The following is a 14,116-nucleotide window of genomic DNA, read 5'->3' on the forward strand; positions in this document are numbered from 1 at the left end:
CACACCGTTGTAGGTGACCTCGGCCATCGACGGGTCGAAGAACAGGGTCAGCCACACACCGGTGATCAGCAGCACGATGAAGCTGTACAGGGCGATCTCACCCAGCAGGAACGACCAGTGGGTGGGGAACACCTTGTTCAGCTGACGGCGTACCGCCGCCGACGGGTGATACCGCGAGTCGATCGCATTGCCTTGCGCGGCAGCCATCTTGGCAAGGTCAGGGCTCATGATTTGCGCTCCCAGAATGCCGGTCCGACGGGCTCGATGAAGTTGCCGTTGGCAACCAGGTAGCCGTCTTTGTCAATGGTGATGGGCAGCTGCGCCAACGCGCGCGCAGCCGGACCGAAGATGGGCTTGGCGAAGTGCAACGCGTCGAACTGCGACTGGTGGCACGGGCACAGGATGCGGTAGGTCTGCTGCTCGTACAGCGACGAGGGGCAGCCCAGGTGCGAGCACACCTTGGTGAAGGCGAACAGCTCACCGAAGTTGAAGCTCTCCTGACCCTTGCGCTTGACCACGCGGTGCATGTCCGCCGGCTTGATGCGGATCAGCATGACGGGGTTGCGCACGCCCATGGCGATCTCGGTCAGCTTGTGGTTGGACTCGACCGTGGTGCCGTCGCCGTCCTCTTCGCGCCAAGGGAACACGGTTTCCATACCGCCCGCGTCCAGGTCCTCAGGCCGCATCTTGACGAATGGCGAGGAGCCGGGAACGCCGGTGGCGCGAGCGAGGTAGATCGTTTCGCCGTGGAACCGCGGCGTCCAGCCCGAGGTCCACAGCACGGCTTCCTTGCCGTTGGCGGTGGGAACGACCGGCTTCCACGGGTTCTTGATCAGACCACCGATGAACGCCACCAGGGTGCCTGCGCCGAACGCACCGAGACCGATACCCATCGACAGACCGATGAGCTTGCGCCGCTTGATGGTCGAGCCCTCAAGAGCGTCGGTCAGGTTGGCAGCGACGGTCTTGCGGGCCACCTCGGTGGACTGCCCGTCGTGGCGGTCCTGGATCGAGATTTCCTCGGGGATGAACCTCTTCTGGAACAGCACGGCGCCGACGCCGATGGCCAGGACCGACAGACCGAAGGTCAGGCCGTACAGCGGGGTTGCCAGCGAGTACAGGAACTGGCCCTCGGAACCGAAGGGCTTGTACTCCCACGGCCAGAAGATGAACACCAGCAGCAGGGCCAGGCCCGAAAGTCCGCCCAGCAGAAGCCAGTACGCGACCAGACGCTCAGAGCGCTTCTCGGCCTTGGTCCCCGGAACCGGCCAGCGCGGCTCCTTGAAGATGGTCTCGACGCCGTCGATCTTGCCGCCGAGTTCGACGAGCTCCTCACGCGTCATCGACGCCAGTTCGGCGTCGGTCGGCGTGCCTTCTGGGGTATTGGCGCTCATGCGCGTGCTCCGATCCACATCGCGATGCCGATGGCCGCGACGATTCCGATGATCCACATCGCCATGCCTTCGGGCGCGGGGCCGAAGCCGCCGAGGCCGTACCCGCCGTAGCTCGGGGTCTCGGCCGACTCGCGGACGTAAGCCACGATGTCGCGCTTCTCCTCGGGCGAGAGCTGGCGGTCGGAGAACTTGGGCATGTTCTGCGGACCGGTCAGCATCGCGGTGTAGATCTGGGCCGGGTTGGCCTCGCCGAGATCCGGTGCGTACTTACCGGAGGACAGCGCGCCGCCCTTGCCGGTGAAGTTGTGGCACGACGCGCAGTTGAGGCGGAACAGATCGCCACCGCGGGCGACGTTCGGACCGATCAGCGACTCCTGGGCAACCCCACCGTTGGCGTCGCGGACGACGGTCGGGCCGCCGCCGTTGGCCTGCACGTAGGCACCCAACGCGTCGATCTGGGACTCGTCGAAGTGCTCGGGCTTACGCGGGGCCTGGGCCTCGCCGCGCATGGCGGGCATGCGGCCGGTGGACACCTGGAAGTACACGGCGGCCTCGCCGGTACCGATCAGGCTGGGCCCACGGTCGGGAACGCCCTGCAGGTTGGCGCCATGGCAAGACACGCAGGACGTGTCAAACAGCTGCTTGCCGGTGCGCAGCAGGGCCGACTGTGATTCATCAGCGACCGCTACCTGCGGTGTCGGCGTCAGCGTTGCCGCCACACCCCCCGCGACTGCCAGACCGATCAACAGCAGTAGGCCTGCTGACAATCGCCGGCGCAGCCGACGGCGCGACTTGCTGGTCATCGAACTCCTTCTCATCGGACTCATCGGCCGTCCGACTAGCGGACGAAGTAGATGGTGGCGAACAGTGCGATCCACACGATGTCGACGAAGTGCCAGTAGTACGAGACGACGATCGCCGCGGTGGCCTGCGCGGGAGTGAACTTACTCATCTTGGTGCGCGCGAGCAGGAAGATGAACGCAACCAGACCGCCGATCACGTGCATGCCGTGGAAACCGGTCGCCAGGTAGAACACCGAGCCGTAGGCGCTGCTGGGGATCGTGGTGCCCTCGTGGACGAGCATGAAGTACTCGTACGCCTGGCCACCGACGAAGAATGCGCCCATGAAGAACGTCAGGACGTACCACCGGCGCAGGCCGAACACGTCACCGCGCTCGGCGGCGAACACGCCCATCTGGCAGGTGAACGACGACGCGATCAGCACCAGCGTCACCGGCACTGCCTCGGCGAGGTTCAGGTGCGTGGGTGGTGGTGGCCACACGCCATCTGCCTGGGCGCGGGCCGTGAAGTACATCGCAAACAGCCCAGCAAAGAACATCAACTCACTGGAAAGCCATACTATGGTGCCAACACTCACCATATTCGGGCGGTTCAGCGAATGAACACGCGAGGTGATGGCGGTTCCCGAGGTGCCTACAGCGCTCGTCACCCCGCAAGTATGACGCTTTGTAGTTGTCGAACTCCACCCGGGTCGAGCAATTGGTCGGATTCGTGTCGCGCAGTGCGGGCTGATCCGGGCGGATCGTCGGGTGCGATCAGGCCGGGCGATAACATTCGGCAGTGGTCACCGCATCTTCACAGCCGTCCTCGTCCCCGTCTCGCCCCGCCGGAGCGCCGACGTGGTCGCACGTTCTGGGGCGGCTGACCACAGGGCAGAGCCTGCCCAACGGGCATGCGACATGGGCGATGGACCAGATCATGACGGGCGCGGCGACTCCCGCGCAGATCGCCGGTTTCGCGGTCGCCATGAAGATGAAACGGCCGACCTCTGCAGAAGTGGGCGAGCTGGCCGACAACATGCTGTCTCACGCCCGCCTGGTGCCCACCGACCGGATCGGCACCGAGACCGTCGACATCGTCGGTACCGGCGGCGACGGAGCAAACACCGTGAACCTCTCCACGATGGCGGCCATCGTGGTGGCCGCGTGCGGCGTCCCGGTCGTCAAACACGGCAACCGCGCGGCATCGTCGCTGTCCGGCGGGGCGGACACGCTCGAAGCGCTCGGCGTCAAGATCGACCTGGGCGCCGACGATCTGGCCCGCAGCGTCGACGAGGTGGGCATCGGCTTCGCGTTCGCGCCGCAGTTCCACCCGTCCTACCGGCACGCGTCGGTGGTGCGCCGCGAGATCGGTGTGCCGACGGTCTTCAATCTGCTTGGGCCGCTGACCAACCCGGCCCGGCCACGGGCCGGCCTGATCGGTTGCGCATGGGCTGACCTGGCCGAGGTGATGGCAGGCGTCTTCGCGGCCCGCGGCTCCAGCGTGCTCGTGGTCCACGGCGACGACGGCCTTGACGAGCTCACCACCACGACCACCAGCACCATTTGGCGCGTGCAGGCGGGCACCGTGGAACGCCTGACGTTCGACCCCGCCGCCTTCGGCTTCGCCCGCGCGGAGATCACCGAACTCGTCGGCGGTGACGCCGCCACCAACGCCGCCGAGGCGCGAGCCGTCCTGGGCGGGGCCAAGGGCCCGGTGCGCGACGCGGTGGTGCTCAACGCGGCGGGGGCGATGGTGGCCCACGCCGGGCTAGCCAGCGATGCCAAGTGGGTTCCTGCGTGGGAGTCCGGTTTGGCTCGAGCCGCCGAGGCCATCGACTCGGGCGCGGCCGAACAACTGCTCGCGCGATGGGTGCGGTTCGGTCAGCAACTCTGAGGCCAGATCTTTCTGGGCCGCCAGCCGGGCCGACCTCGCCGTCGCCGCCCACTGTGCGTAGCGGCCCGCCGACTCCCGCGGCGTCGCGTAACCCACGTCGGCCCGAACGATCCGAACCCCGGGCTGCGCAAGCCAGCGGGCGATGAGCGCCGTTTCCTCGACGAGCGCACCGCCGAGCGGCCCGCTGCCCGGTAGCACCACCTGAGCCGCCGCGCACAGCGCGTCCACGACCGGCATCGGCGGAACCCCGCGGGCGGCATTACCCGCCGCGGCCAGCTGACCGGACCGGATGACCGTCAGCTGCCAGCCGCCGTTGCCGTCGCTGCGCGCTGCGATCAGCTCCGGCACGGCGACCAGGGCCCGCAGCCGCTGACCCCGCCACAGTGTCTCGATGGCCGCTGCGGCGTGGTCACGCATCCGGGCCGCGGTCTCGTAACGGTTGGCTGCGGCGAGCTCGTCGATATGGGCCAGCACGGCCGCCAGTGGCGCGCTTGCGGTCCCGTCGATCAGCGCGCCGGCGCGCTCGGGAGCGGCGGCATAGGCGGCCGCGTCGACGCCCTGGGGTGCCGGACACGGTGACAGCTCGCGTTCCGGGCACCGGTGCGCAGCCGCGGCGCCGAAACGGGCGGTGCACGTACGAATCCCGGTGAACCGGGCCAACAGGTCGCCGGTCAGCGCGGCGTCGGCGCGGGCGGAGAACGGCCCGACGGCGGTGCGCTGCCCCGGGTTTCGCACGACCGAGAAGCGCGGGAACGCCTCATCGGTGAGCGCCAGCCACCACCAGCGCTGCGGAAACTTGGACCGCCGGTTGTAGGGCGGCGCGTGGGCGGCCAACAGCCGCAGCTCGCGTACCCCGGCCTCCAGCTCGTGTGCGCACTCGACGTGGTCGACCGCGCGGGCCAACGACGTCATCTCCTTCATCCTGGCCCGGGGGTCGGCGCCGGTGAAGTACTGGCGGACCCGGCGGCGCAGGTCAACGGCGGTGCCGACATAGAGGACCTCGTCGGACGGCCCGCGGAACAGATACACCCCGGGCCGGTTCGGCAGCCGGTCGGCCAATGCCCGGTTGCGGCGCTGCGCAGGCGTGGTGTTGGGCAGGTACGACCGCAGATCGGCGTAGGTGTGGATGCCCTGATTGCCGACCCGCTCGATCAGCCCATGCAGAACGTCGACGGTGGCCCGGGCATCGTCGAGGGCGCGGTGCGTCGGCGTGGTGGATGCGCCGAACAGCTGGGCCAGCGCCCCGAGCCGAACGCTCGGCGCTTCGTCGCGCGTGAGGACACGGCGGGCCAGCTTCACCGTGCACAGCACCGGCGGGCGCGGCCACGGCAGCTGAGCCCGTTGCGCTGCCGCGCGCAGGAAGCCGATGTCGAACCCGGCGTTGTGCGCCACCAGCACCGCGCCCCGGGAGAACTCGAGGAACGCGGGCAGGACGCTGTCGATTCGGGGTGCGTCGCGCACCATGGCCGTTGTGATGCCGGTCAATTGGACGATCTGCGGCGGAATGGCCCGGCCGGGGTCGATCAGGGTGGCCAGCTCACCGAGCACCTCTCCGCCGCGCACCTTGACTGCACCGATCTCGGTGATGGCGTCGTAGCCGCCGCCCGCCTGCGTCGCAGTGGCCCGCCCGCCCGTGGTCTCCAGGTCGACCACCACGAAAGTCGTGTCCGCGAGGCTGACCGCCTCCAACTCGTTCTCGAAGTCCAACGGCAGCTGCCCGATGTCGGCAACGCGGCGCTGGCCCATGGCACAAGACGCTAGGCACAACCACCGACAACGCGCGGCCGCCGCGCCGGTCGCTCCAATCCGCTCCGCTACTTGTCGGGTTCATCGCTCCAATCCGCTCCGCTACTTGTCGGGTTCATCGCTCCAATCCGCTCCGCTACTTGTCGGTGGCCCCCGTTAGCGTGCGCTTAACACCGATCGAGAGGACGGTCAAGATGACATCTGCGCACCAGCCCGGCAGGCCCGCGCCTGACATCGGCAGCGTGACCATCGACTGCGACGACTGCGCGGTCCGCGGTCCCGGCTGTCAGGACTGCGTTGTCAGCGTATTGCTCGGCGTGCCTGAAACGTTGCTGGACGACGAGCGCCGGGCGCTGGAAGTGCTGGCAGATGCGGGATTGGCCCCGCGATTGAGGCTCGTGCCGATTCACCGCAACGGCACACCCGGGGTCGCCTGACGACACGCATCGCCGGTTGCACAGGAAAATATTCCTCTGAGGCTGTTAGATTTGCATCTCCCGTCGGAGATTTCCATCTCCTGTTGGACAAGACCGATGCCGTTTCGTAACCTATCTGAGACCTAAGAGCAGTTCGAGGCGGCTCGCTAACGCCAGTTGTGAGGACGAAAACTTGAGGCACGACCGCGCGCACGGGCCCACAAGTCGTGTCAAGCGACCCATTGCAGGTGCAATCGCGGGCTTGACCGTAATGGCCGGACTTCTTGCCGGCGCTGCGCAGGCGGACCCTGCGCAGGACGCTCTGGCAAAGCTCAATGAGTTATCTCGGCAGGCCGAGCAGACTACCGAGGCGATGCACTCGGCACAAATCGACCTGAACAAAAAGCTTGTGGCACAAGAGGTTGCGGACAAGAAGCATGCCGATGACATCGCGGCTGTCGACACGGCCAAGGCTCAGCTGGCAACCTTTCAGACTGCTGTCGACAAGGTAGCCGCGGCGCAGTATATGGGTGGCCGGACGTCGGGCTTCGACGCGATGCTGACCGCCGACTCGCCGCAGCAGCTGATCGATCAACTCGCCGTCCAGCGCGTGATGGCCGCCGAGATGGCCGGGCAGATGCAGAACTACCGCGAGATCGGCAAGAAGGCCGCTGACGCCGAGGCGGAGTCGGCCAAGTCCGCTGCCGATGCGAAGACCGCGGCCGAACAGGCCGCCGCAGTGCGCGCGGATCTGCAATCCAAGCAAAGCCAGCTGCAGGTGCAGATCGCCATCGTCAAGTCGCAGTACCAGGCCCTCACCCCGGGGCAGCGCGAAGCGCTCGCGGCAACGCCGCCCGCGCCGGTCGCCCCGCCGCCACCAGCTCCGGAGGCGTTGCCACCGGCACAGGATCCCAGCATCCAGGCCTCTGCACCCGACGGCATCCCGCCCGGCGACGTCGCACCGCCGGAGGCCGCGACGCCCGGTGGTAGCGGGCATTCGGCAACGGTCATCCAGGCCGCGCTGAGCCGTATCGGCTCGCCGTACTCCTGGGGTGCGGCAGGCCCGGGCTCGTTCGACTGCTCGGGTCTGGTGATGTGGTCCTTCCAGCAGGCAGGCATCTCGCTGCCGCACTCCAGCCAGGCCTTGGCCGCGGGTGGACAGCCGGTCTCCATGGACCAGATCCAGCCTGGCGACCTCGTGACGTACTACTCGGATGCCTCGCATGTCGGCATCTACATCGGCGACGGAATGATGGTGCACGCGTCGACCTATGGCGTCCCCGTTCGGGTCGCACCGGTCAACAATGCGCCGATCTACGACATCCGTCGGTACTGATCCGTCCTTCTCTCGGCCGGTTCTGGGCACCGCTTTACTGGCTGAGCTGATCGTGGCGGCCGCAGTGCTGTGGCCCGCCGCTGCGCCGGCACAATCGCCGGCACCCACGCCGTCGGCACTGCCCGCGGTCGGCATGGTTCCCGCCGTCAGCGACCCGGATCCCGTGATGTCGGTGGTCCTGCCCGGCGGCCGCACGGCGCAGCTGCTCGGGTTGGGTGGTGAACGCACCGCGGCTCTGCTGGGCCGCCTCGACACCGAACTGGGTACGGCCGCGACAGTCGTCACCGGCTTCTGGGGCCCCGATTGGCCCCACGAGATCAACCTGGTCGTCGCTGGATCAGACAACCAATTCCGGGTGCTGGCCGGCGGCGCAGAGGACATCGCCGCGACCACGACGGCGCAGCGCATCATGTTCGCCCCGGGGGCTGCCGACATGAGCAGGCCCGCGCTGCGAATCGTGCTGCGCCACGAACTGTTCCACTACGCGGCGAGGGCGCGTACCGCGCCGGACGCGCCCCGCTGGCTCACCGAGGGCGTCGCCGACTACGTCGGGCGCCCCGCCGAACCGCTCCCGGGCCCGACGCGCGCCGCCGAGCTGGCCCAGTTGCCCACCGATGCCGACCTGGACGCGATCGGTGCCGCGAGATCGCTCGCCTATGACCGGGCCTGGTGGTTCAGTCGCTACGTGGCCGACCGATACGGCCCGCGTGCGTTGCGTGAGCTGTATCTGCGTGCCTGCGGATTCGGTCATCCCGACGTGGGCACCGCGGTGCACGATGTGCTGGGGGTCGATCTTGATCAGGTACTCGCCGGTTGGCGGCAGTGGCTCAGCCGCCCAGCTTGATTGGTGCTCCTCACGTGCGCGGCCTGACCGTGCTCCTCACGTGCGCGGCCTGATCGCCGATGTGTAAGGTGAGGGCACAATGACGCGGGTTCTGTTGGTCACCAACGATTTTCCGCCGCGTCGTGGGGGCATCCAGTCATATCTCGAGGCGTTCGTCGGGCAGTTGACGAGTTCGGGTGAGCACCGCTTGACGGTCTACGCGCCGAAATGGAAAGGCGCCGAGGCCTATGACGAGGCCGCCTCGTCCGCCTACCAGGTGGTCCGGCACCCGACCACGCTGATGATCCCGGAGCCGACGGTCGCGACGCGGATGTGCCGACTCATCGGGGAACACGGCATCGACACGGTCTGGTTCGGTGCGGCCGCACCACTGGCCCTGCTGGGACCGTTGGCGCGGCGGGCCGGGGCGAGCCGGGTGGTCGCAAGCACTCACGGGCACGAGGTGGGCTGGTCGATGCTGCCGCTGGCCCGCAGCGCGCTGCGCCGCATCGGCGACGACGCTGACGTCGTGACGTTCGTCAGCCACTACACCCGGGGACGGTTCGCCTCGGCGTTCGGACCCCGCGCCGCTCTCGAACACCTGCCGCCCGGCGTCGACACCGATCGGTTCCAGCCTGATCCGGCAGCCCGCGCCGATATGCGCAAGCGCTACGGCCTTGGCGGCAGCCCCGTGGTGGTGTGCCTGTCGCGACTGGTACCGCGTAAGGGGCAGGACATGCTCATCCGGGCGCTGCCTGCGATCCGGCGGCGAGTGCCCGGCACCATTCTGGTCGTCGTCGGCGGTGGGCCGTATCTCGACAAGCTCAAGCAGTTGGCACGCGAGTGCGACGTCGCCGAGCATGTGGTGTTCACCGGCGGCGTGCCGAGCGACGAACTGCCCGCCCATCACGCCATGGCGGACGTGTTCGCGATGCCGTGCCGCACGCGGGGCGCCGGGTTGGACGTCGAGGGTCTTGGCATCGTCTACCTGGAGGCCTCGGCCAGTGGCGTGCCGGTGGTCGCCGGAACCTCCGGTGGGGCACCCGAAACCGTGCTCGACGGGGAAACCGGCACCGTCGTTGACGGCACCGACGTCACCGCGATCGTGACCGCGGTCGGCGACCTGTTGGACGATCCGGGACGGGCCGCCGCCATGGGCGTCGCAGGCAGGCACTGGGCGGTGGACAACTGGCAGTGGCGGGCCAAGGGCGCCCGCCTCGCCGAGTTGCTGTCCGGCTGAGCCGATTACCGCCCGCGGCGCTCAGTTGTAGAGCGCCGCGATGTCGTCGGCGAACTTCTCCGCGACGACCTTGCGCTTGACCTTCAGCGTCGGCGTCAGCTCGCCGGTCTCCTCGGTGAAGTCCACGGGCAGGATGCGGAACTTGCGGATCGCCTCGGCCTTGGACACCGCCTCGTCGGCCTCCTTGACCGCCAGGTCGATCTCGGAAACCAGATCCGGATCGTCGGCCAGGTCGGCCACGGTGGCCGCGGCATCCTTGCCATTGCGCTGCTTCCAGCCCTCGAACGCCTCCGGGTCGATGGTGATCAGCGCGGCGATGAAGGGCTGCTGGTCGCCGACGCACATGGCCTGGCTGATCAGCGGGTGCGCCCGCAGCCGGTCTTCCAGGATGGCGGGGGCGACGTTCTTGCCGCCCGCGGTGACGATGATCTCCTTCTTGCGGCCCACGATGGTCAGGAAGCCGTCGTCGTCGATGGCGCCGAGATCGCCCGTGTGGAACCAGCCGTCTTCGATGGCCTCGGCCGTGGCCTGTTCGTTGTGCCAGTAGCCGTTGAACACCACGCCGCCCTTGACCAGCAGCTCACCGTCATCGGCGAGCCGCATGCTGTTGCCGGGCAACAACTTTCCGACCGAGCCGACCTTGAGTGCGCCGATCTGGTTGACGGTGATGGCCGCGCTGGTCTCGGTCAGCCCGTAGCCCTCGTAGATGGTCAGGCCGACGCCGCGGTAGAAGTGCCCGAGCCGTGCGCCCAGCGGTGCACCACCCGAGATCGACGCGCGGCAGTCCCCGCCGAGTGCCGCCCGCAGCTTGCCGTACACCAGCTTGTCGAACAGCGCGTGCTTGAGCTTGAGCACCACGCCCGCACCACCGGTGTCCAGCGCCTGGCTGTACTCGATCGCGGTGGCAACGGCCTGGTCGAAGATCCAGCCCTTGCCGTCGTTCCGGGCATTCTGCTCGGCGGTGTTGTACACCTTCTCGAAGACCCGGGGCACCGACACCACCAGCGTGGGCTTGAACACCCCGAACATCGGGACCAGGTTCTTGATGTCGCTGCTGAACCCGAGTGCCACCTTGTTGGTGAACGCGGCCACGGTGATCGCCCGCGACAGCACGTGCGCCAGGGGCAGGAACACCAGCATCCGCTGGCCCTTGGTCAGCAGCGCCGGGAACGCGGCCTTGGCGCCGTGGATCTCCGAGAGCAGATTGGCGTGGGTGAGCTGGCAGCCCTTGGGCAGACCGGTGGTGCCCGAGGTGTAGATCAGGGTGGCCGGATCGGAGGACTTGACCGCGGCCAGCCGGGTTTCCAGCTCGGCGGGGTCGGTTGACGAGCCCGCCTCGGCCAGTGCGTCCAGCGCGGCGGGGCCGGTGCCGTCGACGCGCAGCACCTTGCGGATAGTGGGCAGCTGATCGCGCAGCTTTTCGACCCGTTCGGCATGGGCGTCGGTCTCGGCGACCACCAGCACGGCCGAGGAGTTGTCCAGCACGTGGCGGATCTGCTCGGGCGCCGAGGTCTCGTAGATCGGCACCGTGACTGCGCCGACGGACAAAATGGCGAAATCGATGATCGGCCATTCGTAGCGGGTGGCCGACAGGATCGCGACCCGGTCGCCGGGCTGTACGCCTTCGGCAATCAAACCCAAAGCGGTCGAACGGATCTGTGCTGCGACCTCCGCACAGGTGACGTCGGTCCAGGCCCCGTTGACGAGCCGCTGGAAGATGACGTAGTCGGGATCCTCGCGCTCATGGGTGTATACGGCGTCGACAACCGTGTCGTGTTCGCCGATCTGAAACGTTGCCGGAACGCTGTACTCACGCACGATCTTGGGCCCCTTAGTCGCCGGTGGCAGAACTTCCGCGCGACAAGCCTAGTCGGCCGCGTCGATCACTCCGCAGCGCATATGTGAAGCTAGGTGCTCATGAACAGCGTCCAGATCGCGGATGAGACCTTCGTCTGCGCAGATCCCGCCGACGTCGGGCGTGCCGTTGCCGATTCCGCCAACTGGCGGCGCTGGTGGCCGGACCTGCGGCTCACCGTCATCGAGGACCGCGCCGAGAAGGGGCAGCGCTGGACCGTTGCCGGTGCCCTCACCGGCACCATGGAGGTCTGGCTCGAAGAGGCGCTCGACGGGGTGATCCTGCATTACTTCCTGCACGCCGAACCCGCAGGTGCCGCGGCATGGGAACTGGCCAAGATGGATCTGGCCAAGCTGAATCACCAGCGCCGGGTGGCGGGCAAGGCGATGGCATTCGAGATCAAGCAGCGGCTGGAGGCATCCCGACCTATCGGGGTTTCCCGCCTCGTCTGACAATGCCCCGCACGTGATGCGGGAGAGTAGATTTCTCCGCGAAGGCGGTGGCAACTCCGCGTGGTGGGGAGAAGGGCGTGCAGTGGCCGACAAGACGGCGCAGACCATCTATATCGAGGCCGACCCGTCGACGGTGATGGATGTCATCGCCGACATCGACTCTTATCCGGAGTGGGTGGCCGAGTACAAGGAGGCCGAGGTACTCGACGTCGACGAGAACGGCCTGCCGAAAAAGGCCCGGCTGGTCCTCGACGCGGCGGTGCTCAAGGACACCATGGTGCTGTCCTACGTATGGCCCGCTGACCGCACGTCGGTCAGCTGGACGTTGGAGTCGAGTTCGTTGCTGCGGGCGCTGGAGGGGACATATCGCTTGGCGCCCAAGGGATCCGGCACGGACGTGACCTATGAACTATCGGTCGATCTGATGATCCCGATGATCGGGCTGCTCAAGCGCAAGGCCGAACGGCGGCTCACCGACACCGCGCTCAAAGACCTCAAGAAGCGAGTCGAGGTGCACTGACCTGAGCGGTGATGGGGCGCGGATCAGCCTGTTCGTCGGCAAGGGCGGGGTGGGCAAGTCGACGCTGGCAACCGCGACCGCGGTGCGTGACGCCCGGGCCGGGCTGCGGGTGCTCATCGTGTCCACCGACCAGGCGCATTCGACGGGTGATGTCCTCGGCACTGTGCTGCCCCCGACCGGGCAACGGGCACCCACCAGGGTCCTGGCCGACGACGCTGATGCCGGCGGCGGTTTTCTCGACGCCCTGGCACTGGACACCCTGGCTCTGCTGGAGGCCCGCTGGGTCGAGGTGGCGACGCCGCTGTCCGAACGGTTCACCGAATCGGATCTGGGAAACGTTGCGCCCGAGGAGCTTTCGGCGCTACCGGGGATTCAGGAAGTGCTGGGCCTGCACGAGGTGGGTGAGCTCGCCGCATCGGGTCGGTGGGACCACGTCGTGGTGGACTGCGCCTCGACCGCCGATGCCTTGCGGATGCTGACCCTGCCTGCCACGTTCGGGCTGTATCTGGAGCGCGCGTGGCCTCGGCATCGCCGATTGTCGGGCGGAGCCGAGAACGCGGCCATCGTCGAGGTGCTCGAGCGCATCGATGCGGGCATCTCGCGGCTCAGTTCCCTGATCACCGACAGCGAGCAGGTGAGCGCCTATCTGGTGCTCACGGCCGAGCGGGTGGTGGCAGCCGAGGCGATCCGCACGCTGGGTTCACTGGCCTTGATGGGCGTGGGTGTGGCCGAGCTGATCGTCAATCAGGTTTTGGTGCAGGATGATTCGTTCGAGTATTCGAACCTTCCTGCGCATCCGGCGTTCGACTGGTACTCCGAACGGATCGCCGAGCAGCGAACCGTGCTGGACCAACTCGCCGCGTCCATCGGCGATGTGCAGCTGGTCATGGTGCCGCACCTGGCCGGGGAACCGATCGGTCCCAAGGCGCTGGGGGAGCTGCTCGAGTGCGCCCGCCGCCGCGACGGCACGCCACCGCCGGGGCCGCTTCGTCCGGTTGTGGACCGGGAATCGGGGTCTGGGCTCGAGGCGGTCTACCGGTTGCGGCTAGAGTTGCCGCAGGTCGACTCATCCGCGCTGACGCTTGGCCGGGTCGGCGACGACTTGATCATCGGTGTTTCAGGTGTGCGACGCCGGGTTCGGTTGGCGTCTGTGCTGCGGCGATGCATCGTGACGGACGCCCAGTTACGAGGCAGTGAGCTGACGGTGCGTTTTCGACCGGATCCGGAGGTATGGCCGGCATGAGTGGGTCTCATCCCGACCTGGGCCCGGAGCTACGAGAGTTGGCACAGGCCATCCTCGACCGGCTCGACCCTGCGGTGCGGCTCGCGGCGGCCGGTTTGGCGGCCAGCGCGGCCGGGGCGCCGGGCAAATGCCAGCAGGTGTGGTGCCCGGTGTGCGCGCTGGCGGCGCTCATCAACGGTGAACAGCATCCACTGCTCGGCGTGATCGCCGAGCACAGTGTGGCGCTGCTGACGGTGATCCGCGCGGTGCTCGACAACGATTCGCACACCCCGGAACCTTCGGGACCTGACGGAGGACCTGATTCTCCGTCGCCCGACGATTCACCCCCGGCAGGGCCCGGCCGCTACCAGCACATTCCCGTCACCGTGGAAGAGTGAGACCGGTCTCGCAGACGGGCGGTCCGGTGGTAGCCGCC

At 67.9% G+C, this 14,116-nt stretch carries 13 protein-coding genes and 2 pseudogenes; 9 read left to right on the top strand and 6 right to left on the bottom strand.

Annotation, left to right across the window (positions count from 1 at the left end):
• The 4 genes and pseudogenes from A5784_RS16190 to ctaE form a co-directional block, all read right to left on the bottom strand.
• A pseudogene (locus tag A5784_RS16190) lies at positions 1-228 on the bottom strand (cytochrome bc1 complex cytochrome b subunit); the annotation flags it as partial.
• Entirely contained in the window at positions 225-1,394 is a 1,170-nt protein-coding gene (qcrA, locus tag A5784_RS16195) for a cytochrome bc1 complex Rieske iron-sulfur subunit (RefSeq protein WP_064945933.1), read from the bottom strand. The pseudogene A5784_RS16190 and the gene qcrA, both read right to left, overlap by 4 nt.
• Complete coding sequence (qcrC, locus tag A5784_RS16200) at positions 1,391-2,221, bottom strand: cytochrome bc1 complex diheme cytochrome c subunit (RefSeq protein WP_170064313.1); 831 nt, start codon at positions 2,219-2,221, stop codon at positions 1,391-1,393. Before qcrC ends, qcrA begins: the two co-directional genes overlap by 4 nt.
• 11 nt (positions 2,222-2,232) lie before the next feature.
• Positions 2,233-2,844 carry an aa3-type cytochrome oxidase subunit III gene (gene ctaE / locus A5784_RS16205; protein WP_062830356.1) on the bottom strand — a complete coding sequence of 204 codons (612 nt, stop codon included), beginning with the start codon at positions 2,842-2,844 and terminating at the stop codon, positions 2,233-2,235.
• Between the two features lie 131 nt (positions 2,845-2,975).
• Here ctaE and trpD point away from each other — a divergent pair, with 131 nt between their 5' ends.
• Positions 2,976-4,070, top strand: a complete 1,095-nt coding sequence (gene trpD, locus A5784_RS37625) for an anthranilate phosphoribosyltransferase (RefSeq protein ID WP_082944884.1) — start codon at positions 2,976-2,978, stop codon at positions 4,068-4,070.
• Here the strand turns inward: trpD and A5784_RS16210 are convergent.
• Positions 4,008-5,816 (bottom strand): annotated as a pseudogene (locus A5784_RS16210) (DEDD exonuclease domain-containing protein); the annotation flags it as partial. The gene trpD and the pseudogene A5784_RS16210 sit on opposite strands and share 63 nt — an antisense overlap.
• Positions 5,817-6,010: 194 nt before the next feature.
• Between A5784_RS16210 and A5784_RS16215 the strand changes: the two are divergent.
• The 4 genes from A5784_RS16215 to pimB all read left to right on the top strand — a co-directional run bounded on the left by A5784_RS16215 (position 6,011) and on the right by pimB (position 9,631).
• Positions 6,011-6,253, top strand: coding sequence for a hypothetical protein (locus A5784_RS16215; RefSeq protein WP_064945935.1), 243 nt, complete (start codon positions 6,011-6,013; stop codon positions 6,251-6,253).
• Positions 6,254-6,425: 172 nt separating this feature from the next.
• The gene (gene ripC, locus A5784_RS16220) at positions 6,426-7,568 is read left to right on the top strand and encodes a peptidoglycan hydrolase RipC (RefSeq protein WP_064945936.1); all 1,143 of its coding nucleotides are present in this window, start codon (positions 6,426-6,428) and stop codon (positions 7,566-7,568) included.
• On the top strand, positions 7,537-8,412 hold the full coding sequence (locus A5784_RS16225) for a hypothetical protein (protein ID WP_064945937.1): 876 nt from the start codon (positions 7,537-7,539) through the stop codon (positions 8,410-8,412). The genes ripC and A5784_RS16225 overlap by 32 nt, the downstream gene beginning before the upstream one ends.
• A gap of 79 nt (positions 8,413-8,491) precedes the next feature.
• Positions 8,492-9,631, top strand: a complete 1,140-nt coding sequence (pimB, locus tag A5784_RS16230) for a GDP-mannose-dependent alpha-(1-6)-phosphatidylinositol monomannoside mannosyltransferase (RefSeq protein WP_064945938.1) — start codon at positions 8,492-8,494, stop codon at positions 9,629-9,631.
• Between the two features lie 21 nt (positions 9,632-9,652).
• On the opposite strand, the gene A5784_RS16235 is transcribed toward pimB, so the two are convergent.
• Entirely contained in the window at positions 9,653-11,449 is a 1,797-nt protein-coding gene (locus A5784_RS16235) for an AMP-dependent synthetase/ligase (protein ID WP_064945939.1), read from the bottom strand.
• A 99-nt stretch (positions 11,450-11,548) separates the two neighbouring features.
• Here A5784_RS16235 and A5784_RS16240 point away from each other — a divergent pair, with 99 nt between their 5' ends.
• The 4 genes from A5784_RS16240 to A5784_RS16255 all read left to right on the top strand — a co-directional run bounded on the left by A5784_RS16240 (position 11,549) and on the right by A5784_RS16255 (position 14,078).
• The gene (locus A5784_RS16240; protein WP_064945940.1) at positions 11,549-11,938 is read left to right on the top strand and encodes a hypothetical protein; all 390 of its coding nucleotides are present in this window, start codon (positions 11,549-11,551) and stop codon (positions 11,936-11,938) included.
• Between the two features lie 82 nt (positions 11,939-12,020).
• Positions 12,021-12,458: an SRPBCC family protein gene (locus A5784_RS16245; RefSeq protein ID WP_064945941.1), complete on the top strand. Its 438-nt coding sequence runs from the start codon at positions 12,021-12,023 to the stop codon at positions 12,456-12,458.
• Position 12,459: 1 nt separating this feature from the next.
• Positions 12,460-13,701 carry an ArsA family ATPase gene (locus A5784_RS16250; protein WP_082944885.1) on the top strand — a complete coding sequence of 414 codons (1,242 nt, stop codon included), beginning with the start codon at positions 12,460-12,462 and terminating at the stop codon, positions 13,699-13,701.
• The gene (locus A5784_RS16255) at positions 13,698-14,078 is read left to right on the top strand and encodes a hypothetical protein (RefSeq protein WP_064945983.1); all 381 of its coding nucleotides are present in this window, start codon (positions 13,698-13,700) and stop codon (positions 14,076-14,078) included. The genes A5784_RS16250 and A5784_RS16255 overlap by 4 nt, the downstream gene beginning before the upstream one ends.
• Positions 14,079-14,116: the final 38 nt, after the last annotated feature.

The organism is Mycobacterium sp. 852013-50091_SCH5140682 (assembly GCF_001665685.1).
Classification (GTDB): Bacteria; Actinomycetota; Actinomycetes; order Mycobacteriales; family Mycobacteriaceae; genus Mycobacterium.

Bases quoted from the DNA above. Each gene is read 5' to 3' on its own strand.
- qcrA (WP_064945933.1), bottom strand. From the start codon at position 1,394: ATGAGCGCCAATACCCCAGAAGGCACGCCGACCGACGCCGAACTGGCG.
- qcrC (WP_170064313.1), bottom strand. From the start codon at position 2,221: ATGAGTCCGATGAGAAGGAGTTCGATGACCAGCAAGTCGCGCCGTCGG.
- A5784_RS16215 (WP_064945935.1), top strand. From the start codon at position 6,011: ATGACATCTGCGCACCAGCCCGGCAGGCCCGCGCCTGACATCGGCAGC.
- A5784_RS16225 (WP_064945937.1), top strand. From the start codon at position 7,537: ATGCGCCGATCTACGACATCCGTCGGTACTGATCCGTCCTTCTCTCGG.
- pimB (WP_064945938.1), top strand. From the start codon at position 8,492: ATGACGCGGGTTCTGTTGGTCACCAACGATTTTCCGCCGCGTCGTGGG.
- A5784_RS16240 (WP_064945940.1), top strand. From the start codon at position 11,549: ATGAACAGCGTCCAGATCGCGGATGAGACCTTCGTCTGCGCAGATCCC.
- A5784_RS16255 (WP_064945983.1), top strand. From the start codon at position 13,698: ATGAGTGGGTCTCATCCCGACCTGGGCCCGGAGCTACGAGAGTTGGCA.